The sequence below is a fragment of the Nocardioides mangrovicus genome (genome assembly GCF_003674065.1).
Classification (GTDB): Bacteria; Actinomycetota; Actinomycetes; order Propionibacteriales; family Nocardioidaceae; genus Marmoricola; species Marmoricola mangrovicus.
Map to the genome: position 1 here is coordinate 15,572 of NZ_RDBE01000003.1, position 20,704 is coordinate 36,275.

The following is a 20,704-nucleotide window of genomic DNA, read 5'->3' on the forward strand; positions in this document are numbered from 1 at the left end:
CGCCTCGATCTCCTCGCGGGGCAGGAAGGTGAAGACGCGCAGCAGCTCGCCGACCTTCTCGTCCTCGGCGTTGAGCCAGAACTGGTGGAAGGCGTACGGCGAGAGCATGGCCGGGTCGAGCCACAGCGCACCGCCCTCGGTCTTGCCGTACTTGGTGCCGTCGGCCTTGGTCATCAGCGGGGTCGCGATGGCGTGGACCCGCTCCCCCGCCGCCCGCCGAATCAGCTCGACGCCGGCGGTGAGGTTGCCCCACTGATCGGAGCCGCCGAACTGCAGCGTCACACCGTGGCGGCGGAACAGCTCGAGGAAGTCCATCGACTGCAGCAGGACGTAGCTGAACTCGGTGTAGGAGATGCCGTCCTCGAGCCGGTTGCGCACGACGTCGCGGGCCAGCATCCGGTTGACCGGGAAGTGCTTGCCGATGTCGCGCAGGAAGTCGATGGTCGACAGGCCCGCGGTCCAGTCGTAGTTGTTGACCATCGTGGCGGCGTTGTCGCCCTCGAAGGACAAGAACGGCTCGATCTGGCTCCGGATGCGCGCGACCCACTCCTGGACGGTGTCGAGGGGGTTCAGCACGCGCTCCCCGGCGTCGCGCGGGTCGCCGATCATGCCGGTGGCGCCGCCGACGAGGGCGTAGGGCGTGTGGCCGGCCAGCTGCAACCGCTTGGCCGTGAGCACCTGGACCAGGTGCCCCATGTGCAGGCTCGGCGCCGAGGGGTCGAAGCCCACGTAAAAGCCGACGCTGCCGGCGCTCAGGGCGGCACGCAGCGCATCGGCGTCCGTCGAGTTGGCGATCAGGCCACGCCAGGTCAGGTCGTCCCAGAGTCCGGGGTCCACAGCAGCGCTCACGACTCCAGCCTGCCGCATCGCTCGCGGGCACCGCCCGCGGTTTCCCGCGTGGCGAAGGTCTCCACGGGTTGCGGCACGCCCGACTTGTTCAGTTAGGTAAGGCTTACCTACTTGGAAGGCAGGCCATGCTCGGGACCTCCGCACCACCGTCCGGACTCCTCGACGCCGAAGGCGCTCAGGAGTACGCCCAGCTCTCGACCCAGGCGGCGGCACTCGTCGCCCGACACCTGGCGCAGGCACCCACCCCGTTCTCCGGGACGACGCCGGCCTCGAGCCGTCGCCGCGTCGAGCGCGTGGACCTCGACCGGCCGCTGGGACGGCCCGAGGAGGTGCTCGCGGAGGTGGAGCGGCTCTATCTGCGCGACGCCGTGTGGTTCCACCACCCCGGCTACGCCGCGCACCTGAACTGCCCGGTGGCCACCTCGGCCGTGGTGGCCGACCAGCTGGCCAGCGCCGTGAACACCTCGATGGACACCTGGGACCAGAGCGGCACGGCCACCACCATGGAGCGTCACCTGCTCTCCTGGACCGCCGGCCGCCTCGGGCTGCCTGCGCGGGCCGACGGCGTGTTCACCAGCGGCGGGACGGCCTCGAACACCCACGCACTCGCGGTGGCGCGCGGGCACGCGCTGGAGACGGTGGGCGGCCGCTTGCCGCACGACCTGCACCGGCTGCGCGTGCTCGCCACGGCCGACGGGCACTTCAGCGTGCACACGGCGACCCACCTGCTCGGGCTGGGCGACGACGCGGTCGTCGAGGTGGCCACCGACGAGAGGCACCGCATGGATCCCGACGCCCTGGTGGCCGAGCTGGTGAGGCTGGAGACCGCGGGGCTCGTGCCGATGGCCCTCGTGGCCACGGCGGGGACGACGGACCTGGGTGCGGTGGACCCGTTGGCACGCATCGCGCAGGTCTGCCGGGCCTTCGGCGTCTGGCTGCACGTCGACGCGGCGTACGGCGGCGGGCTGATGACCTCGCTGCGGCGACGGCACCTGCTCGACGGGATCGAGCGCGCCGACTCGGTGACGGTGGACTTCCACAAGACGTTCTTCCAGCCGGTGGCCTCCAGCGCGGTGCTGGTGCGCGACGCCGCCTCGATGCGGCACGTGCGCCACCACGCGGCCTACCTCAACCCGGCCGACGAGGGGCCCGACGCCGTGCCGAACCAGGTCGACAAGAGCCTGCAGACGACACGACGCTTCGACGCGCTCAAGCTGTGGTGCACGCTGCGCACCTTGGGGGCCGACGGGGTCGGCGCCATGCTCGACGCGGTGTGCGACCTGGCCAGCGAGGTGGCGCGGGTGATCGCCGACGACCGGGACCTCGAGCTGTACCAGCGGCCGCAGCTGAGCACGGTGGTGTTCCGCTACGCACCCGACTGGCTGGACGAGGACGCGCTGGACGAGGTGAACCGGCAGGCCCGACGCGCGCTCGTGGCCTCGGGGCGCGCCATGGTGGCGCTCACCGAGATCGACGGACGGGCGTACCTGAAGCTGACCCTGCTCAACCCGGCGACCACCGTGGCCGACCTCGCTGCGGTTCTCGACCTGGTGCGCGAGCACGCGAGCGCGGCCGGCGACTGCTGGGTCGACGAGCGGCAGGCCGGCTGATGGAGGTGCACGACTTCGTGGCCGTCGGGCTCGGCCCGTTCAACCTCGGTCTGGCCTGCCTCACGGCGCCGGTGGCCGGCCTGGACGGCGTCTTCCTCGAGGCCGAGGACGACTTCTCCTGGCACCCGGGGATGCTGCTGCCCGAGGCGACGCTCCAGGTGCCGTTCCTGGCCGACCTGGTGACGATGGCCGACCCGACCTCGCCCTACTCGTTCCTGGCCTACCTCAAGGACCGCGGCCGGCTGTACCCGTTCTACATCCGCGAGAGCTTCTACCCGCTGCGCTCGGAGTACGACGACTACTGCCGCTGGGCCACGCGGCGGCTGCGGTCGGTGGAGTTCGACCGTCGCGTCGAGGAGGTCACCCACACCGGCGACCACTACGTCGTGCACAGCCGCGACCCGCGCACCGGTGCCGCGTACGAGCACCACGCGCGGCGGCTGGTGGTGGGCACCGGGACACCGGCGTACGTGCCACCGGCGCTGGCCGGGCTGCCCGGGCCGGCGGTGCACAGCGGCGACTACCTGCATTGCCGCGATGGGCTGCGGACCTGCGAGAGCATCACGGTGGTCGGCAGCGGCCAGAGCGCGGCGGAGATCTTCGCCGACCTGCTCGACGGGATCGAGGACGGCGGCTACGCGCTGCGCTGGGTGACGAGGTCGCCGCGGTTCTTCCCGCTGGAGTACACGAAGCTCACGCTGGAGATGACCTCGCCGGAGTACGCCGGCTACTTCCACGGCCTGCCGCGGGAGCGTCGCGACGCGCTGCTGGCCTCGCAGCGCCAGCTGTACAAGGGCATCAGCGGCGACCTCGTGGACTCGATCTTCGACCGGCTCTACGCCACGCACCTGCGCGCGGAGGTCGACACGCAGCTGCTGACCAACGTCGAGGTGACGGACGCGACCTGGGACGGCACGCGCTACCGACTGGCGCTGCACCACCAGGAAACCGGCGACCGCGGCGACCTGGACACCGAGGGGCTCGTGCTCGCCACCGGCTACCGGCCCGAGCTGCCCGGCTTCCTCGAGCCGGTGCACGACCGGATCCGCTGGGACGACCTCGGCCGGCCGGACGTCGGCGAGGGATACGCCATCGACCACCACCAGAAGGAGATCTACGTGCAGAACGGCGAGGTGCACTCGCACGGCTTCACCGCTCCCGACCTCGGGATGGGCGCCTACCGCAACTCGGTGATCATCCGGGAGCTCACCGGCGAGGAGGTGTATCCGGTGGAGCGCCGGATCGCCTTCCAGGAGTTCGGGCTGCCCGCCTCGACGATGGCGCAGGCACGACGGTGATCGGGATCGAGCCGCTGGACGCCACCTGCTTCGCCGGGTTGCTGCACGACTGGGTGACGCGGCCGTACGCCGTGTACTGGGGGATGCAGGACGCCAGCGTGGCCGAGGTGCGCGAGGCGTACGAGGAGATCGGGGCCTCCCCGCACCACGACGCCTGGCTGGGCAGCATCGACCACCGCCCGGTGTTCTTGTGCGAGACCTACTCCCCCGAGCACTCGCCGCTGGCGCAGGTGTACGAGGTGCTCCCCGGCGACCTGGGGATGCACGTGCTGGTGGGGCCGCCGGTGGGAGCGCGCATGCCCGGGTTCACCCGACGGGTGATGCGGGCGGTGATGGACCACTGCTTCGCCGACCCGACGGTGCGCCGCGTGGTGGTGGAGCCCGACGTGCGCAACGCCGCGGTGCAGGTGCTCAACGCCGAGATGGGCTTCGTCGCCGAGCGCGAGGTGGAGCTGCCGGACAAGACGGCGCTGCTCAGCTTCTGCCGCCGGTCGGACTACGTCGCGGCGGTGGCCTCGTGAGCGCGCACCTCACCCCCGAGCGGATGGCGGCGGCCCACCGGCATCTGGTGGCCAAGGCGCTGGCCGAGCTCTCCCACGAGCGGCTGCTCGTCCCGGTCGAGGAGGGCGAGGGCTGGTGGTCGCTGGCCGCCGACGGCGAGGTGACCTACCGGTTCCGAGCGCGGCTGCTGCCGCTGGAGCACTGGCTCGTCGACCCGGTGACGGTGACGCGGCTCGAGGACGGCGTACGGACGGGGATCGACGCCCAGCGCTTCGTGCTGGACGTCCGCTCCCGGCTGCCGCTGCCGGAGGCGACGGTGCCGGTGTACCTGGAGGAGATCGCCTCCACGCTGGCGGGCCGATGCTGGAAGGACCGGCCGGAGGCACCGACGTCGGCGGGGCTGCTGGAGGCGTCGTTCCAGGAGATCGAGGCGGCGATGACCGAGGGACATCCGTGCTTCGTGGCCAACAACGGCCGGCTGGGCTGGAGCGCCGCCGACCACCTGGCCTACGCGCCGGAGACGGCGGCGCCGGTGGCCCTGGTGTGGTTGGCGGTGAGGCGCTCGCGGTCGGTGCTGGCGCTGGCCGACGACCTCGGCTACGAGGACCTGCTGGCCGAGGAGCTGGACCCCGAGGTCCGCGCCGGGTTCGACCAACGGCTCGCCGACCTGGGCCTCGAGGCCGAGGACTACCTGCTGATGCCGTGCCATCCGTGGCAGTGGGAGCACAAGATCGCGATCACCTACGCCCCAGACGTCGCCCGTCGCGACATCGTGCGGTTGGGCACCGCGCCGGACGACTACCAGGCGCAGCAGTCGGTACGGACCTTCTACAACCGGTCGCGGCCCGAGCGGCGCTACGTCAAGACCGCGCTGTCGGTGCTCAACATGGGCTTCCTGCGCGGCCTCTCCCCGGCGTACATGGAGCACACGCCCGCGATCAACGACTGGGTGGCCGCGCTCGTGACCGACGACGAGACGTTGCAGCGCCACGGGTTCTCGGTGCTGCGCGAGGTGGCCGCGGTGGGCTACACCCAGCCGTCGTACGCGGCGTGCGGCAGCACGCCGTACACGAAGATGCTGGCGGCGCTGTGGCGCGAGACGCCCCAGGTCGCCGACGGCGAGCGGCTGGCGTCGATGACCTCGCTGCTGCACGTGGACGCCAAGGGAACGCCGTACGCCGCGGCGCTGGTGGAGGCCAGCGGCCTCGAGCCGGAAGCGTGGCTGCGGGCCTACCTCGACGCGTACCTGGTGCCGGTGCTGCACGCCTTCTACGCCCACCACCTGGTGTTCATGCCCCACGGGGAGAACGTGATCCTCGTGCTGCGCGACCACGTGCCGGTGCGCGTGGTGATGAAGGACATCGGCGAGGAGGTCGCGGTGCTCTCGCCCTCAACGCCGCTGCCGCCTGGCGTGGAACGGATCCGCGCCGACGTGCCCGAGGAGCTGCAGCTGCTCTCGGTGCACACCGACGTCGTCGACTGCTTCCTGCGATTCCTCTCCGGGGTCCTCGACGAGGCCGGGACGCTGCCCGCCGAGGGCTTCTGGGCCGAGGTGGCCCGCTGCGCGCGCGACTACCAGGCGGCGCATCCCGCACTGGCCGGGCGGTTCGCCGAGCACGACCTGTTCGCCGAGACCTTCGCCCGGTCGTGCCTGAACCGGCTGCAGCTGCGCAACAACCAGCAGATGGTCGACCTCGCCGACCCCGCGAGCGCGCTGGCGATCGAGGGGGTGCTGGAGAACCCGTTGGCCGGCCGGTGAGGCGTCGCCGATCAGCCGAACAGGCTCGAGGTCTTGGCCAGGGTCTGCTGCAACCCGAAGACGATGGGGATCGCGACCACCAGCCAGGAGACGCCGACCAGCACCGGCTGCGGTCGGGCCCTCACCGCGCCGGCGGGCGTGGTGGCCGGGGTCGCCGGCTCGGTGAGCTGCTTCTCCTCGTGCCCACGCTCGTGGAAGCGCTCGGCCACCGGCCGGATGAGCAGGTTGGCCACGAAGCCGACGGCGAGGATGCCCACCATCGTCAGCAGGGCTGGACGGTAGGCGTCGGAGGTGAGCTGGCCGGGCGTGCCGCGGGCATCGAGGTAGCCGTTGACGATGAGCGGGCCGACGACGCCGGCCGCCGCCCACGCGGTCAGCAACCGGCCGTGGATCGCCCCCACCTGGAAGGTGCCGAAGAGGTCGCGCAGGTAGGCCGGCACGGTGGCGAACCCGCCGCCGTAGAAGGAGATGATGATGCCGGCCAGCAGCACGAACAGCGCCGTCGAGTGGTGACCGGCCAGCGCCAGCAGCAGGTACAAGACGATGCCGATGCCGAGGTAGACCACGTAGATCGGCTTGCGGCCGATGACGTCGGAGGTGGAGGACCACACGAAGCGGCCGGCCATGTTGCAGATCGAGAGCAGACCGACGAAGCCCGCGGCCGCGGCCGGGTCTACCGAGGACGAGCCGCCGTCGCGGAAGAAGTCCTGGATCATCGGAGCCGCCTGCTCGAGGATGCCGATGCCGGCGGTCACGTTGCAGAAGAGCACCACCCACAGCAGCCAGAAGCTCGGCGTGCGGATCGCGTTGGCCGCCGAGACGCTGGCGGTGGTGACCATCGACCGCGCCTTCGCCTTCGCCGGGTCGAAGCCGGCCGGCACCCAGCCGTCGGCGGGCACCTTGATCAGCCAGGCCCCGAACAGCATCAGCACCAGGTAGGCCACGCCGAGCGTGAGGAACATCGAGGCCACGGCCGACCCGCTGGCCACCGACGTCGCGTCCTTGGGGTCGAAGCCGGAGTCGTAGGCGGCCAGGAGCTTGCTCTCCAGCGGCGAGGCCACCAGGGCGCCGCCGCCGAAGCCCATGATGGCCAGCCCGGTGGCCAGCCCGGGCCGGTCGGGGAACCACTTGATGAGGGTGGAGACCGGTGAGATGTAGCCGATGCCGAGCCCGACGCCGCCGATGACGCCGTAGCCCAGGTAGAGCAGCCAGATCTGACCGCTGGCGATGCCCAGCGCACCCACGCCGAAGCCGACCGACCAGCACAGCGCGGCGAGCACCATGGCGCGGCGCGGACCGCCGGTGTCGACCCAGGTGCCGAACAGCGCCGCCGAGAGACCGAGCACCACGATCGCGATGGAGAAGGTCAGCCCGACCGCGGTGAGGCTGGTGTCGAAGCGGTCGACCAGGCTCGTCTTGTAGACGCTGGTGGCGTAGACCTGCCCGATGCAGAGGTGGATCGCCAGCGCGGCCGGCGGCACCAGCCAGCGGTTGTAGCCGGGCGGCGCGACGGTGCGGGAGCGGTCGAGCAGAGCGAGCGACATCGGTCCTCCGACGGTTTCCGAGACTGTGAGTGCCGTCACCGTGCCCGTCGGCGGGTCGTTGAAACCTCTCCTACTCCCGATGCCGGGCCGGTAGCGTCGCGGCGATGGACGTGGCACTGGTCGGGCTGGTCGACGCGCGTGGCTGGGTGCTGCTGCAGGAGCGCGACGAGTACGCCCCGACCGACCCCGACCGGTGGAGCCTCGTCGGCGGTGGCATCGAGTCCGGCGAGAGGCCGGACGCCGCCGCGCGCCGCGAGCTCGAGGAGGAGACGACGCTCGTGCACGACGGTCTCCGCCTGCTGGGCGACGTCGTGCTGCCGTGCGACCTGCACGGCGAGGACCGGTTCTTCGTCTTCCGCGGCGAGACCGCCGCCACCGATGACGACGTCGAGTGCCGCGAGGGGCGGCAGATCGTGTTCGTCGACCCGGCTGCCGCCGATGCGCTCGACCTCACCCGCGCGACGCGCGCCCTGCTGCCTCAGGTGCTCGACGGGCGTGGCTTCGCTGCGACGTAGCGCGAGACCGTCGGCTCGCCGGTGATCCAGAACCGCCAGGGCCGGTCGGCAGCGTGACGCAGGCCCACGCGGGGGCCGGTGTCGACCTCGCCCGCGGGCTCGCCGAGGACCAACAGCTCGGCGAGGTCCAGGCCGTTCTGCTCGCGGCCGATGGCGAGCGCCTGGCACAGCCTCGCCGGACCACGGGCCAGGTCGCGGTCGGGACCGCGCGTACGCCGCGAGCGCGCGAGGTCGAGGCCGTCGACGATCTCGCCGGCCCGGAGCAGCACGGCGCTCGGGTCGCCGTCGGACCCGGTGACGACGTTGGCGCAGAAGTGCATGCCGTAGGTGAAGTACACGTAGAGCCGGCCCGCCGGGCCGAACATCACCTCGTTGCGTGGGGTGCGCCCGCGGTAGGCGTGGGAGCCGGGGTCGTCGGGGCCGGCGTACGCCTCGACCTCGGTCAGCCGGACGGTGACGCCGGCGTGGGTGAGCCGGGCGCCCAGCAGGCGCGGGGCGACGTCGAGGACCGGGCCGGCTAGTGCCGCGCGCACGACATCACGGGACGGTTGTCGCCGCCATGGCACGCACCTCGCTGCGTCGGCATCGCTGAGAAGACGCCCCGGTATTGCGACACGACGCCGCCTTGCGATGCACGCACCCTGACGACGCGAACCGTCCCAGCACGTCGCACCCGCGCCACTAGATCCACGCGCGGTGGTCGGCCACGACGGCGCGCAGCTCGGCGAGCTGCTCGGCGACCTGCACGGGTGCGGTGCCGCCGCGGCCGTCGCGCGCGGCGACCGAGCCCTCGACGGTGAGCACCTCGTGCACGGCCGGGGTCAGGCGCTGGTCGATCTCGGCGAGCTGGTCGTCGGTGAGGTCGGCCAACTCGCAGCCCAGCTCCTCGCAGCGACGTACGCAGGCACCGGCGACCTCGTGGGCCTCGCGGAACGGGACGCGCTGCTTGACCAGCCACTCGGCGACGTCGGTGGCCAGCGAGAAGCCGCGCGGTGCCAGCTCGGCCATGCGGTCGTGGTCGAAGCGCAGCGTGGCGACCATGCCGGTGACCGCGGGGAGCAGCACCGCCAACGTGTCGAGGGAGTCGAAGAGCGACTCCTTGTCCTCCTGCAGGTCGCGCGCGTAGGCCAGCGGCAGTCCCTTGAGCGTGGTGAGCAGGCCGGTGAGGCTGCCGACCAGCCGGCCGGCCTTGCCCCGCGCGAGCTCGGCGATGTCGGGGTTCTTCTTCTGCGGCATGATGCTCGACCCCGTGGACCAGGCGTCGTCGAGCCGGGCGAAGCCGAACTCGGCGGTCACCCAGATGATGACGTCCTCCGCGAGGCGGCTCAGGTCGACGCCCATCTGCGCGAGCACGTACGCCGCCTCCGCGGCGAAGTCGCGCGCGCTGGTGCCGTCGAGCGAGTTGGGGCTGGCACGGTCGAAGCCGAGGTCGGCGGCCACCTGCTCGGGATCGAGACCCAGCGTGGAGCCGGCCAGCGCTCCCCCGCCGTACGGCGACTCGGCGGCGCGGGCGTCCCAGTCGCGTACGCGGGCGACGTCGCGCAGCAGCGGCCAGGCGTGCGCGAGCAGGTGGTGGCTGAGCAGGATCGGCTGCGCGTGCTGCAGGTGCGTGCGGCCGGGCATGACGGCGCCGAGATTGGCCTCGGCCTGGTCGGCCAGCGCCTCGACGAGGTCGAGGGCCGCACCGGCGATCGTGCGGGCGTGGTCGCGCAGGTAGGCGCGGAACAGCGTCACCACCTGGTCGTTGCGGCTGCGGCCGGCCCGCAGCCGGCCGCCGAGGTCGGCGCCCACCTCGTTCAGCAGCAGCCGCTCCAGGGCCCCGTGGACGTCCTCGTCGCCCGGGTCGGGCTGCAGGTCGCCCGCGGCGTAGCGCTCCCCCAGCGCCTCCAGCCCGGCCACCAGGCCGGCGAGCTCGTCGTCGTCGAGCAGCCCGGCCGCGTGCAGGGCCCGGGCGTGGGCCCGCGAGCCGGCGAGGTCGTAGGGCACCAGCCGCCAGTCGAAGTGGGTGCTGCGCGAGAGCGCCTCGAGCTCGGGCGACGGGCCGCCGGCGAACCGGGCGCCCCAGAGCTTGCCGGTGTTGGTGGTGTTCATCGGGGTCCTTCGTAGCAGGTGGTCGCTCGGTTTCGACACGGTTGCTGCGCAACCTGCTCAACCAGCGCGACTCAGTCCGTGCCGGCTTCCATGGCGGCGTCGTCGAGGATGCGCTCCATCTCGTCGTGGGCCGCCGGGTTGCTGGAGATGCGGGCGGCGCCGCCCTGCTCCAGCGCGCCGTAGAGGGTGCCGTTCTCCACGAGCACCTGGCCCTGCTCGATGGGCTGGCCGGCGTACTGCTCGAGCTTGGCCCGGGAGTCGGCGATGTCGAGGTTGCGCATGGTCAGCTGGCCGATGCGGTCCAGGGGGCCGAAGGCGGCATTCTCGGTGCGCTCCATCGACAGCTTGTCGGGGTGGTAGGAGAAGTCCGGGCCCGACGTCGAGACCACCGTGTAGTCCTCGCCGCGGCGCAGCCGCAGCGTCACCTCGCCGGTGACCAGCGAGCCGATCCAGCGCTGGATGGACTCGCGCAGCATCAGCGCCTGCGGGTCGAGCCAGCGGCCCTCGTAGAGCAGCCGGCCCAGCCGACGGCCCTCCAGGTGGTAGTTGGCGATCGTGTCCTCGTTGTGGACCGCGTTGAGCAGCCGCTCGTAGGCCGCCCAGAGCAGCGCCATGCCGGGCGCCTCGTAGATGCCGCGGGACTTGGCCTCGATGATCCGGTTCTCGATCTGGTCCGACATGCCCAGCCCGTGCCGGCCGCCGACGGCGTTGGCCTCGGTGACCAGCGCGACGGGGTCGTCGTAGGAGACGCCGTTGATGCTCACCGGACGCCCGCGCAGGAAGCCGACGGTGACGTCCTCGCTCTCGATCACCACGGCCGGGTCCCAGAACCGCACGCCCATGATCGGCTCGACGGTCTCGAGCGAGACGTCGAGGTGCTCTAGCGTCTTGGCCTCGTGGGTGGCGCCCCAGAGGTTGGCGTCGGTGGAGTACGCCTTCTCCTTGCTGTCGCGGTAGGGCAGGTCGTGCTCGGTGAGCCACTGGCTCATCTCCGCGCGCCCGCCCAGCTCGGTGACGAAGTCGGCGTCGAGCCACGGCTTGTAGATGCGCAGGTCGGGGTTGGCCAGCAGGCCGTAGCGGTAGAACCGCTCGATGTCGTTGCCCTTGAAGGTGGAGCCGTCGCCCCAGATGTCGACGCCGTCCTCACGCATGGCGCGCACCAGCAGGGTGCCGGTGACCGCGCGACCCAGGGGCGTGGTGTTGAAGTAGGCGCGGCCGCCGGAGCGGATGTGGAAGGCACCGCAGGCCAGGGCGGCCAGGCCCTCCTCGACCAGCTCGCGGCGGCAGTCGACGGCGCGGGAGATCTCGGCGCCGTACTGCAGCGCCCGGTCGGGGACCCCGGAGATGTCGGGCTCGTCGTACTGGCCGATGTCGGCGGTGTAGGTGCACGGCACGGCGCCCTTGTCGCGCATCCAGGCGACGGCGACGGAGGTGTCGAGTCCGCCGGAGAAGGCGATGCCGACCTTCTCGCCGACGGGCAGGGAGGTGAGGACCTTGCTCAAGTCAATCCTTCGAGTCGATAGAGGCTGGGTTTCGAGACGGCGCTGGGGCGCCTCCTCAACCAGCGCCCGGGGTGGTCAGGGACAGCAGGCGGGCGGCCAGGGCGGCGCCGTCGGGGTGGCGGCCGATGACCAGGACGGTGTCGTCGCCGCCGATGGTGCCCAGCACGTCGGGCAGGCCGGCCTTGTCGAGCGCGGAGGCGAGGAACTGCGCGGCGCCGGGCGGGGTGCGCAGCACGACGAGGTTGCCGCTGGCCTCGGCCGAGACCAGCAGCTCGGCGGCCAGCCGGGCCAGGCGTGCGCCCGACGCGGCGGAGTCGCGGGCGACGATCGGCGTCGGGTCGCCGCCCTCGGCGGGCACGGCGTAGACCAGCGAGCCGTCGGGCAGCCGCACCTTCACCGCGTCGAGGTCGAGCAGGTCGCGCGAGAGCGTGGCCTGCGTGACGTGGACGTCGTTGGCGGCGAGCAGCTCGGCCAGCTCGGGCTGGGAGTGCACCGGCGTGGACTCCAGCAGCTCGACGATGCGTCGCTGCCGGGCGCTCTTGGTGATTGCCAGCTGGGTCACTGGTGCTCCAGGAGCCAGGCCAGGATGGCCTTCTGGGCGTGACGGCGGTTCTCGGCCTCGTCCCACACGACGCTCTTCGGGCCGTCGAGCACCTCGGCGGTGATCTCCTTGCCGCGATAGGCCGGGAGGCAGTGCAGCACGATCGCGTCGGCCTTCGCGTGCGCGAGCAGCTCGTCGTCGAGCTGCCAGTCGCGGAACACCTTCTCGCGCGCCTTCGCCTCGGCCTCCTTGCCCATCGAGAGCCAGGTGTCGGTGACGACGACGTCGGCGCCGGCGACGGCCGCCACCGGGTCGCGGCTGAAGTCGGCCGACCCGCCGGTGCGGCCGGCGATCTCCTGGGCCCGGTCGAGCACGGCTGCGGTGGGCTCGTACTCCCCCGGCCCGGAGACCACGACGTGCATCGCGGCGGTGGCGCAGGCGAGCAGGAACGAGTTCGCCATGTTGCTCGCGCTGTCGCCGAGGAACGCGACCTTCAGTCCGGCGAGCTCACCCTTCTGCTCACGGATGGTCTGCAGATCGGCCAGCAGCTGGCAGGGGTGGTACTGGTCGGTCAGCGCGTTGACCACCGGAACGCCGGCGTGGTGGGCCATCTCGTCGATGCGGGACTGGTCGCCGGTGCGCCACACGACCATCGACGCCTGCCGTCCCAGCACGCGGGCGACGTCGGCGACGGACTCGCGGGTGCCGATCTGGGCGAGGTTGCCGTCGACGGTCATCGGGAAGCCGCCGAGCTCGGCGATGCCGGCGGCGAACGAGGACTGGGTGCGCAGCGTGGGCTTGTCGAAGATGATCGCGACGGTGCGCGGCCCGGCCAGCGGCTTGGCGTCGTACGGCGCGGCCTTGAGGGCGGCGGCCAGCTCGAGCACCTCGGCCTGCTCGGCCGGGGTGAGGTCGTCGTCGCGCAGGAAGTGCCTCATGACCGGTAGGCCTCCTCGAGGATCTGGGGCCACGCGGCCAAGAAGGCGTCGGCGTCGGCCTCGGTGAGCACCAGCGGGGGCGCCAGCCGCACCCGGTCGGGGGTGCACATGTTGATGATGAAGCCGGCGTCCTGGGCGGCGGTGACCGCGGCGGCCGCCTTCTCGGCGTCCAGGGAGAGCCCGATCAGGAGACCCTCGCCCCGCACCTCCGCGACGTGCGGATGCGCCAGCCCGTCGCGCAGGTGCTTGCCGAGCCGGTCGACGTGGTCGAGGAGGTCGTCGGCCTCGATGGTGTCGAGCACGGCCAGCGCGGCGGCCGCGGCCACCGGGTTGCCGCCGAAGGTGGTGCCGTGGTTGCCGGGCTGAAGCAAGGTGGCGGCCTCGCCGAACGCGAGCAGCGCCCCGATCGGGATGCCGCCGCCCAGCCCCTTGGCCAGCGTGACCAGGTCGGCCTCGACGTCGGTGGCGAAGAAGCGCCCGGTGCGCCCGACGCCGGTCTGCACCTCGTCGACCCACAGCAGGGCGCCGTGGTCGGCGGTGATCCGGCGGGCCGCCTCGAGGTAGCCGGGCGGGGCGACGTTGACGCCGGCCTCGCCCTGCAGCGGCTCGACGACGAACGCGGCGGTCTCGTCGGTGACGGCGGCCGCGAGCGCCTCGACGTCGCCGTAGGGAACGAACGTGACCTCGCCGGGCAGCGGCTCGAACGGCTCGCGGTAGGCCTGCTTGGCGGTCAGCGCGAGCGCACCCATGGTGCGGCCGTGGAAGGAGTCGAGCGTGGAGACCAGGTGCGTCCGGCCGGTCTTGCGAGTGGCCTTGAACGCCGCCTCGTTGGCCTCGGTGCCGGAGTTGGTGAAGAAGACCTTGCCCTCGCGGCCCGCGAGCCCGAGCAGCCGTTCGGCCAGCGTCACCTGCGGCTCGGTGGCGAAGAAGTTCGACACGTGGCCGAGCGTCTGCAGCTGCTGAGTGACCGCCGCGACCAGCGCCGGGTGAGCGTGGCCGAGGGAGTTCACCGCGATGCCGCCGAGCAGGTCGACGTACTCCTTGCCGTGCTCGTCCCACACGTGCGCTCCCTCGCCGCGCACCAGCGCCAGCTTGGGCGGCCCGAAGGTGTTCATCAGCGACTCGGGGTAGCGCTCCTCGATCTCAGGCATGGGGCGCGTCACGCACCTTCCGGGTCTTGGTCTCGACGCCGGGCAGCACCTGGGTGCCGACGCCCTCGTCGGTGAACAGCTCGAGCAGGACGGCATGCGGCTCACGGCCGTCGACGACCGTGGCGCGGGAGACGCCGCCGCGGACGGCCTGCAGGCAGGCCGCCATCTTCGGGATCATCCCGGAGGCGAGGTCGGGGAGGATCTGCTCCAGGGACTCCGGGCTGATCTCGCCGATGACGTCCTCGGGGTCCGGCCAGTCCAGGTAGAGACCCTCGACGTCGGTGAGCACCAGCAGCTTCTCGGCACCGAGCGCGACGGCGAGCGAGGCGGCCGCGGAGTCGGCGTTGACGTTGTGCACGCGGCCGGCCTCGTCGGGCGCGACGCTGGAGACCACCGGGATGCGGCCGGCCTCGATCAGGTCGAGCACCGACTCCGGGCGGACCTTGGCCACCTCGCCGACCAGTCCGAGGTCGACCTCCTCGCCGTCGACGACGGTGTTGGTGGGCTTGGCGGTGAACAGCCCGGCGTCCTCGCCGGAGAGGCCGACGGCCAGTGGCCCGTGCTCGTTGATCAGCCCGACCAGCTCGCGCTGCACCTGACCGACCAGCACCATGCGGACGACGTCCATCGCCTCCGGCGTAGTGACCCGCAGGCCGCCGCGGAACTCCGACTCGATGCCGAGCCGGTCGAGCATGGCGGAGATCTGGGGGCCGCCGCCGTGGACAACCACCGGCTTGAAGCCGGCGAACCGCAAGAACGCGATGTCCTCGGCGAAGGCGCGCTTGAGCGTGTCGTCGGTCATGGCGTTGCCGCCGTACTTCACCACCACGACCTGGCCGTGGTAGCGCTTGAGCCAGGGCAGCGCGCCGGCGAGGACGCGCGCCTTCTCGGGGTCGGGCTTGCCGGGGTCCTTGGTGGTCATGAGGAGTACGCGCTGTTCTCGTGGACGTAGGCGTGGGTGAGGTCGTTGGTCCAGATCGTCGCCTGGGCCTCGCCCACCTTGAGGTCGATGGTGACGCTGACCTGGCGCGGCTTCAGGTCGACCAGGTCGCGGCTCTCGGCGGGGCCGGACTCGCGGCAGACCCACACGTCGTTGATGGCGACGTCGAGGTCGGCGGGGTCGAAGGCCGCGGCGGTGGTGCCGACGCTGGCCAGCACCCGCCCCCAGTTGGCGTCCTGGCCGAAGACGGCGGCCTTGAACAGGTTGCTGCGCGCGACCGAGCGGCCGACCTCGAGGGCGTCGGACTCGGTGGCCGCGCCGCGGGTGGTGATGGCGATCTCGTGGTCGGCACCCTCGGCGTCGGCCAGCAGCTGCAGCGCGAGGTCGCGGCAGGCGCGGGTGAGGGCGTCGGTGAACTCGGCCTCGTCGGGGCTGACGCCCGACGCGCCGCTGGCCATGACGGTGACGGTGTCGTTGGTGGACTGGCAGCCGTCGGAGTCGAGCCGGTCGAAGGTCAGCCGGGTGGCGTGGCGCAGCGCGCGGTCGAGCACCGCGGCATCGACGTCGGCGTCGGTGGTGAGCACGACCAGCATCGTGGCCAGGGCGGGCGCCAGCATCCCTGCCCCCTTCGCCATCCCGCCGATCGACCAGGTGTCGCCGTGCACGACGACCTGCTTGGCGTGGGAGTCGGTGGTCATGATGGCGTGCGCGGCGTCGTCGCCCCCGTCGCCGGAGAGCGCCGCCACAGCCGCGTCGACGCCGTCGAGCAGCTGCTGGCGCGGGTTGGTCAGGCCGATCAGGCCGGTGGAGCACACGACGACGTCGCCGGCGCCGACACCGACGCCCTTCGCGACCTGCTCGGCCACGGCGTGGGTGGTGCCGAAGCCTTCGGCGCCGGTGTAGCAGTTGGCGCCACCGGAGTTGAGGACGACGGCCCTGACGCTGCCGTCCTTGACCACCTCCTTGCTCCAGATGACCGGGTTGGCCAGGCAGCGGTTGGAGGTGAAGACCGAGGCCGAGGCCGACGACGGTCCGGTGTTGACCACCAGGGCGAGGTCCTGGGCGCCGGTGGACTTCAGGCCGGCGGCGACGCCGGCGGCGGTGAAGCCGGCGGGGTGGGTGACAGACATCAGGGTTCCTAGCTGGGCTCGACGGGGACGGCGGGGGCGACGGTATGGCCCGATCGTCGCCAGACCTCGGCCGCGTCGTCGGCCTTGTCGGTGGGGATGAGGATCCAGTCGGTGTCGAAGGTCGAGAGCGTGAAGACGCTGATCTCGGCCTCGGCGAGCGGGGTCAGCAGCTGCGCCAGGACACCGGTGAGGGCGAAGTCCAGCGGTCCCTCGACGCAGAAGGCCGTGAACGGTCCCTGCGAGCGCGCCTTGGTGGGCACGCTGCGGGTCGCGCAGACCACCGAGGTCTCGGTGGCGGTCGCGACGACGGAGAAGACCGAGCTGGACTCGGCCCAGGCCGGCACCTCGGCGCCGGGGCCGAGCCGGACGACGGCGAGCTTCTCGGGGTACTGGGCAAGATTCATGTGAGGCGGGTTCACGGTGCGAGCCCGACGCTCGAGAGGCCGGTGGACTCGTCGAGGCCCAGCGCGAGGTTCATGCACTGCACGGCCGCTCCCCCGGTGCCCTTGGCCAGGTTGTCGACCGCGCCGACCGCGACCAGCCGGCCCGCCGCCTCGTCGACGGTGACCTGCAGGTGCACGGCGTTGGAGCCGACGACCGACTTGGTCTGCGGCCACTGACCCTCGGGCAGCAGGTGCACGAACGGCTCGTCGGCGTACGCCTTCTCGTACGCCGCGCGCGCCTGGGCGGCGTCGACGTGGGTGCTGGCGCTCGCGGTGGCGAGGATGCCGCGCGGCATCGGCACCAGCAGCGGGGTGAAGCTGACCTTGACCTCGGCGTCGGTGAGCCCGGAGAGGTTCTGCACGATCTCCGGAGTGTGCCGGTGGACGCCGCCGACGCCGTAGGCGCTGACGCTGCCCATCACCTCCGAGCCGAGCAGGTGCGGCTTGGCCGCCTTGCCGGCGCCGCTGGTGCCGGAGGCGGCCACGACGACCAGGTCGTCGGCCTCGACGATCCCGGCGGCCACCGCCGGGGCCAGCGCGAGCGTGGAGACGGTCGGGTAGCAGCCGGGGACGGCGATGCGGGTGGCGCCGCGCAGCAGGTCGCGCTGGCCCGGCAGCTCGGGCAGGCCGTAGGGCCAGGACCCGGCGTAGCTCGAGCCGTAGAACCGCTGCCAGACCGCCTCGTCGGTGAGCCGGAAGTCGGCGCCGCAGTCGACCACGACGACGTCGTCGCCGAGCTGCCGGGCGATCGCGCCGGACTCGCCGTGGGGCAGCGCCAAGAACACCACGTCGTGGCCGGCGAGCACCTCGAGCGTGGTCTCCTCCAGCACCCGGTCGGCCAGCGGCACCAGATGCGGCTGCAGGGCACCGAGTGGCTGGCCGGCGTTGGAGGCGCCGGTGACGGCGCCGATCTCGACGCCGGGATGCCCCAGCAGCAGCCGCAGCACCTCGCCGCCGGCGTAGCCGCTGGCGCCGGCCACGGCGGCCTTCACACGCGTCATATGCATGACCATACACGCTCCTGCATAGTGCGGACCGTCGGGTCCATCTGCTGGAATGGCGCCTCGTGACCGGCTTCGTGCATCCCTTCGACGGCGCCCTGGTGCGGCCGGACGACGCCGGCCGCCTGGTCGTGCCCATGCCGCAGTCCGGCGACGAGACGACGGTGCCCTTCGAGCCCGGCGCGTACGAGGACGAAGGTCCAGCCTTCTACCGCTACCGCCAGGCCACGCCGTCGGGCGACGGTACCGGCACCCATGTGGGCATCGTGGCCTCGATGGACGCACCGGCATTCGCCGACGGCCGCGTCCGCGGCCATGAGGAGGTGCTGCCCGAGCGCGTGGCGGCCCTGGTCGACCACCTCTCGCAGCGACCCGCGCGGATCGAGCTGGTGACGACGCTCCACGACGCCGGCCCGCGGTTCCTCGCCGCGCTGGCCGACGACGTCGGCGACCCGGCGATCGAGGTGGGGACCGCCGACGGCGTCGAGCACGCGGTGTGGCGGCTCGGGCCGCTGCCCGATCTCGCCGCCGAGCTCTCCTCGGCCCGGCACTACCTGGCCGACGGCCACCACCGGGCGGCCGCGAGCCTGCGCCTGTGGGAGCGCGCCGGCCGCCCGGCGCGGTTCGGCGTGGGCGTCGTCGTCTACGCCCTCGACGGCCTCTCCCTGGAGGCCCACCGCCGCCCGCCGGGCGAGGAGGTGCTGGTGCCGTCGCTGGCCGAGGTGATCGCCACCGCCGACGCCGGGCGGACCGTGCCGCCGAAGACGACGTGGTTCCGACCGAAGCCGGCGTCGGGGTTGTTCGTGCGGGTGTGAGGCGGGTGCCTGGCCGGGTGCCTGGCCGGGTGCCTGGGGTGCGCCACTTGCACACTTGCGACGTCGGCGCGCCCGATCGCGTCGTTCCCGCGCGCCGGGTGCGCACGTGCGCAGTTGGCGCACACGGGGTCGGGGTCGACGGCGGGCGGTGAAACCACCTGCCGCGGCGATGAAACCGCGGTGAAAGCGCGGTCCTCCACTGTGGTGCCATCAACCACCACGGAAGGAGCTCCACCATGACGAGCCCTCAGCTCGACGGGACCCTCGCGGTCCACGCTCGTGGCCTGGTCAAGGACTTCGGCGACAACCGCGCGGTCGACGGCATCGACCTCGACGTCAAGCGCGGCGAGATCTTCGGGGTCCTCGGGCCCAACGGCGCCGGCAAGACCACCACGCTCTCCATGCTCGCGACACTGCTCAAGATCGACGGCGGCGCGGCCGAGATCTTCGGTCTCGACGTCGCCACCCACCCGCACGAGGTGCGCCAGCTGCTCGGCGTCACGGGGCAGTACGCCTCGGTCGACGAGAACCTCACCGCCAACGAGAACCTCTTCCTCTTCGGCCGGCTGCTCGGGTACTCCAAGGCGGAGTCGCGCGAGCGGGCCGCCACGCTGCTCGGCCAGTTCGGGCTCGAGGAGGCGGCCGACCGGCAGATCGCGAAGTTCTCCGGCGGCATGCGGCGCCGGCTCGACCTCGCGGTCAGCCTGATCCGGCGCCCGCCGCTGATCTTCCTCGACGAGCCCACCACGGGGCTCGATCCCCGCACCCGCGGCCAGATGTGGACCACGATCCGCGAGCTGGTCGACGACGGCTGCACCATCCTGCTCACCACGCAGTACCTCGACGAGGCCGACCAGCTGGCCGACCGCATCGCGGTCATCGACCGCGGCCAGAAGGTCGCCGAGGGCACGCCCTCGCAGCTGAAGACCTCGGTCGGCAGCTCGACGCTGCAGCTGCGGGTCGCCGACCCCGCCGAGGTGGCCGCCGCGGCCGCCGTCATCGGCCGGGTGCTCGACGCCGCACCGGTGATGACGCCCGAGCAGGGCGGCATCAACGTGGCGCTGGCCCAGGCCGACCAGGCCGCCGACGCGCTCGTCGCCCTGCGCGAGCAGGGCATCGGCGTGGAGTCGGTCAGCGTCGCCCAGCCCACCCTCGACGAGGTGTTTTTGGCCCTGACCGGTCACGACACCGCCGAGGACACCACCGAGGACACCACCACCGACTCACCCGAACTGGAGGTCGTGCGATGACCACCCACACCTATGGGATGACCGCTCTCGACCCGGCCGCGGACGTCCGCCGCCACATCAGCCTCTCCGACACCGTCAGCCAGACGCTGACGATGGCCTGGCGCTCCTACAAGAAGATGATGCGCAACCCCGAGGAGTTCTTCGACGTCCTCGTCCAGCCGCTGCTGTTCACCGCGATGTTCGCCTACGTCTTCGGTGGCGCGATCTCCGGTGACGTCAAGAGCTACCTGCCGCTGCTCATCCCGGGCATCCTCGCCCAGACCACGATGACCGCCTGCATCGCCACCGGCACCCAGCTGCGCGAGGACATGGACAAGGGTGTGTTCGACCGCTTCAAGGTGCTGCCCATCGCCCGGATCGCACCGCTGGCCGGGCCGATGGTGGCCGACCTGCTGCGCTACACCATCGCCACCACGCTGACCTTCGCCACCGGCTTCGCCATGGGCTACCGGCCCGGCGGCGGGGTGCTCGGCGTGCTGGCGGCCATGGTGCTGGTGATCTTCACCGGCTGGTCGCTGGCCTGGATCTTCACCTTCGTGGGCATCATCGGCAAGAGCTCGAAGTCCGTGCAGGGCATGTCGATGATGATCATGTTCCCGCTGACCTTCGTGTCCAACGCCTTCGTCGGCGCCAACACCCTGCCGGGCTGGCTGCAGCACTTCGTGCAGGTCAACCCGGTCTCGCACGTCGTGACCGCCACCCGCGACCTGGCCAACCAGGGCCACCTCAGCGCGCAGGTGGGCTGGGCCGTCGTCGCCGACCTCGCCGTCGTGCTGATCTTCTCGACGCTGTCGGTGCGGGCCTACCGCCGCAAGGCGATCTGAGG

General features: G+C 72.1%; 20 protein-coding genes (1 of these 20 only partly in view). 8 read left to right on the forward strand and 12 right to left on the reverse strand.

All coding sequences use genetic code 11. From position 1 onward, the window contains the following. Positions 1 to 849, reverse strand: the 5' portion of a protein-coding gene (gene tyrS / locus D9V37_RS05090; RefSeq protein WP_232524753.1) for a tyrosine--tRNA ligase. It extends 420 nt beyond the left edge of the window; the window shows 849 of its 1,269 coding nt (coding positions 1–849); its start codon is at positions 847 to 849; the stop codon falls past the left edge of the window. A 125-nt stretch (positions 850 to 974) separates the two neighbouring features. Between tyrS and D9V37_RS05095 the strand changes: the two genes are divergently transcribed. The 4 genes from D9V37_RS05095 to D9V37_RS05110 are packed head-to-tail and all read left to right on the forward strand — an operon-like array spanning position 975 to position 6,017. Beyond that, on the forward strand, positions 975 to 2,459 hold the full coding sequence (locus D9V37_RS05095; RefSeq protein ID WP_121805088.1) for a pyridoxal phosphate-dependent decarboxylase family protein: 1,485 nt from the start codon (positions 975 to 977) through the stop codon (positions 2,457 to 2,459). Next, positions 2,459 to 3,757 (forward strand): lysine N(6)-hydroxylase/L-ornithine N(5)-oxygenase family protein, encoded by a 1,299-nt coding sequence (locus D9V37_RS05100; protein ID WP_121805089.1) that lies wholly within the window; start codon positions 2,459 to 2,461, stop codon positions 3,755 to 3,757. The genes D9V37_RS05095 and D9V37_RS05100 overlap by 1 nt, the downstream gene beginning before the upstream one ends. Beyond that, a complete protein-coding gene (locus tag D9V37_RS05105) occupies positions 3,754 to 4,278 on the forward strand; it encodes a GNAT family N-acetyltransferase (protein ID WP_121805090.1) in 525 nt (174 codons plus the stop codon). Before D9V37_RS05100 ends, D9V37_RS05105 begins: the two co-directional genes overlap by 4 nt. Next, on the forward strand, positions 4,275 to 6,017 hold the full coding sequence (locus D9V37_RS05110) for an IucA/IucC family protein (RefSeq protein ID WP_232524754.1): 1,743 nt from the start codon (positions 4,275 to 4,277) through the stop codon (positions 6,015 to 6,017). Before D9V37_RS05105 ends, D9V37_RS05110 begins: the two co-directional genes overlap by 4 nt. A gap of 11 nt (positions 6,018 to 6,028) precedes the next feature. On the opposite strand, the gene D9V37_RS05115 is transcribed toward D9V37_RS05110, so the two are convergent. After that, positions 6,029 to 7,561 (reverse strand): OFA family MFS transporter, encoded by a 1,533-nt coding sequence (locus tag D9V37_RS05115; RefSeq protein ID WP_121805091.1) that lies wholly within the window; start codon positions 7,559 to 7,561, stop codon positions 6,029 to 6,031. A 104-nt stretch (positions 7,562 to 7,665) separates the two neighbouring features. Between D9V37_RS05115 and D9V37_RS05120 the strand changes: the two genes are divergently transcribed. Next, on the forward strand, positions 7,666 to 8,076 hold the full coding sequence (locus D9V37_RS05120) for an NUDIX domain-containing protein (RefSeq protein WP_121805092.1): 411 nt from the start codon (positions 7,666 to 7,668) through the stop codon (positions 8,074 to 8,076). Here D9V37_RS05120 and D9V37_RS05125 read toward each other — a convergent pair. The 10 genes from D9V37_RS05125 to argC all read right to left on the reverse strand — a co-directional run bounded on the left by D9V37_RS05125 (position 8,040) and on the right by argC (position 17,819). After that, positions 8,040 to 8,609: a DNA-3-methyladenine glycosylase gene (locus tag D9V37_RS05125; protein WP_232524755.1), complete on the reverse strand. Its 570-nt coding sequence runs from the start codon at positions 8,607 to 8,609 to the stop codon at positions 8,040 to 8,042. The genes D9V37_RS05120 and D9V37_RS05125 overlap by 37 nt on opposite strands. Before the next feature lie 148 nt (positions 8,610 to 8,757). Next, positions 8,758 to 10,167 carry an argininosuccinate lyase gene (argH, locus tag D9V37_RS05130; protein ID WP_121805094.1) on the reverse strand — a complete coding sequence of 470 codons (1,410 nt, stop codon included), beginning with the start codon at positions 10,165 to 10,167 and terminating at the stop codon, positions 8,758 to 8,760. A gap of 71 nt (positions 10,168 to 10,238) precedes the next feature. After that, a complete protein-coding gene (gene argG / locus D9V37_RS05135) occupies positions 10,239 to 11,669 on the reverse strand; it encodes an argininosuccinate synthase (RefSeq protein ID WP_121805095.1) in 1,431 nt (476 codons plus the stop codon). Between the two features lie 55 nt (positions 11,670 to 11,724). After that, entirely contained in the window at positions 11,725 to 12,231 is a 507-nt protein-coding gene (locus D9V37_RS05140; RefSeq protein ID WP_232524756.1) for an arginine repressor, read from the reverse strand. Beyond that, on the reverse strand, positions 12,228 to 13,148 hold the full coding sequence (gene argF, locus D9V37_RS05145) for an ornithine carbamoyltransferase (RefSeq protein ID WP_121805096.1): 921 nt from the start codon (positions 13,146 to 13,148) through the stop codon (positions 12,228 to 12,230). The genes D9V37_RS05140 and argF overlap by 4 nt, the downstream gene beginning before the upstream one ends. Beyond that, on the reverse strand, positions 13,145 to 14,299 hold the full coding sequence (locus D9V37_RS05150) for an acetylornithine transaminase (protein ID WP_121805097.1): 1,155 nt from the start codon (positions 14,297 to 14,299) through the stop codon (positions 13,145 to 13,147). Before D9V37_RS05150 ends, argF begins: the two co-directional genes overlap by 4 nt. Then, entirely contained in the window at positions 14,292 to 15,221 is a 930-nt protein-coding gene (argB, locus tag D9V37_RS05155; RefSeq protein WP_121805098.1) for an acetylglutamate kinase, read from the reverse strand. Before argB ends, D9V37_RS05150 begins: the two co-directional genes overlap by 8 nt. Further along, positions 15,218 to 16,369, reverse strand: a complete 1,152-nt coding sequence (argJ, locus tag D9V37_RS05160; protein WP_121805099.1) for a bifunctional glutamate N-acetyltransferase/amino-acid acetyltransferase ArgJ — start codon at positions 16,367 to 16,369, stop codon at positions 15,218 to 15,220. The genes argB and argJ overlap by 4 nt, the downstream gene beginning before the upstream one ends. 8 nt (positions 16,370 to 16,377) lie before the next feature. Next, positions 16,378 to 16,773, reverse strand: a complete 396-nt coding sequence (locus D9V37_RS05165) for an ACT domain-containing protein (RefSeq protein ID WP_121805100.1) — start codon at positions 16,771 to 16,773, stop codon at positions 16,378 to 16,380. A gap of 11 nt (positions 16,774 to 16,784) precedes the next feature. Next, positions 16,785 to 17,819 (reverse strand): N-acetyl-gamma-glutamyl-phosphate reductase, encoded by a 1,035-nt coding sequence (argC, locus tag D9V37_RS05170; RefSeq protein WP_121805120.1) that lies wholly within the window; start codon positions 17,817 to 17,819, stop codon positions 16,785 to 16,787. Between the two features lie 59 nt (positions 17,820 to 17,878). Here argC and D9V37_RS05175 point away from each other — a divergent pair, with 59 nt between their 5' ends. The 3 genes from D9V37_RS05175 to D9V37_RS05185 all read left to right on the forward strand — a co-directional run bounded on the left by D9V37_RS05175 (position 17,879) and on the right by D9V37_RS05185 (position 20,702). Further along, a complete protein-coding gene (locus D9V37_RS05175; RefSeq protein WP_121805101.1) occupies positions 17,879 to 18,628 on the forward strand; it encodes a DUF1015 family protein in 750 nt (249 codons plus the stop codon). A gap of 236 nt (positions 18,629 to 18,864) precedes the next feature. After that, positions 18,865 to 19,878 carry an ATP-binding cassette domain-containing protein gene (locus D9V37_RS05180; RefSeq protein ID WP_121805102.1) on the forward strand — a complete coding sequence of 338 codons (1,014 nt, stop codon included), beginning with the start codon at positions 18,865 to 18,867 and terminating at the stop codon, positions 19,876 to 19,878. Then, complete coding sequence (locus D9V37_RS05185) at positions 19,875 to 20,702, forward strand: ABC transporter permease (RefSeq protein WP_121805103.1); 828 nt, start codon at positions 19,875 to 19,877, stop codon at positions 20,700 to 20,702. Before D9V37_RS05180 ends, D9V37_RS05185 begins: the two co-directional genes overlap by 4 nt. Positions 20,703 to 20,704: the final 2 nt, after the last annotated feature.

Excerpts from the sequence above, each read along its gene's own strand:
- D9V37_RS05095 (WP_121805088.1), top strand. The coding sequence starts at position 975 with ATGCTCGGGACCTCCGCACCACCGTCCGGACTCCTCGACGCCGAAGGC.
- D9V37_RS05100 (WP_121805089.1), top strand. The coding sequence starts at position 2,459 with ATGGAGGTGCACGACTTCGTGGCCGTCGGGCTCGGCCCGTTCAACCTC.
- D9V37_RS05115 (WP_121805091.1), bottom strand. The coding sequence starts at position 7,561 with ATGTCGCTCGCTCTGCTCGACCGCTCCCGCACCGTCGCGCCGCCCGGC.
- D9V37_RS05120 (WP_121805092.1), top strand. The coding sequence starts at position 7,666 with ATGGACGTGGCACTGGTCGGGCTGGTCGACGCGCGTGGCTGGGTGCTG.
- argH (WP_121805094.1), bottom strand. The coding sequence starts at position 10,167 with ATGAACACCACCAACACCGGCAAGCTCTGGGGCGCCCGGTTCGCCGGC.
- argF (WP_121805096.1), bottom strand. The coding sequence starts at position 13,148 with ATGAGGCACTTCCTGCGCGACGACGACCTCACCCCGGCCGAGCAGGCC.
- D9V37_RS05150 (WP_121805097.1), bottom strand. The coding sequence starts at position 14,299 with ATGCCTGAGATCGAGGAGCGCTACCCCGAGTCGCTGATGAACACCTTC.
- argB (WP_121805098.1), bottom strand. The coding sequence starts at position 15,221 with ATGACCACCAAGGACCCCGGCAAGCCCGACCCCGAGAAGGCGCGCGTC.
- argJ (WP_121805099.1), bottom strand. The coding sequence starts at position 16,369 with ATGTCTGTCACCCACCCCGCCGGCTTCACCGCCGCCGGCGTCGCCGCC.
- D9V37_RS05165 (WP_121805100.1), bottom strand. The coding sequence starts at position 16,773 with ATGAATCTTGCCCAGTACCCCGAGAAGCTCGCCGTCGTCCGGCTCGGC.
- argC (WP_121805120.1), bottom strand. The coding sequence starts at position 17,819 with ATGCATATGACGCGTGTGAAGGCCGCCGTGGCCGGCGCCAGCGGCTAC.
- D9V37_RS05180 (WP_121805102.1), top strand. The coding sequence starts at position 18,865 with ATGACGAGCCCTCAGCTCGACGGGACCCTCGCGGTCCACGCTCGTGGC.
- D9V37_RS05185 (WP_121805103.1), top strand. The coding sequence starts at position 19,875 with ATGACCACCCACACCTATGGGATGACCGCTCTCGACCCGGCCGCGGAC.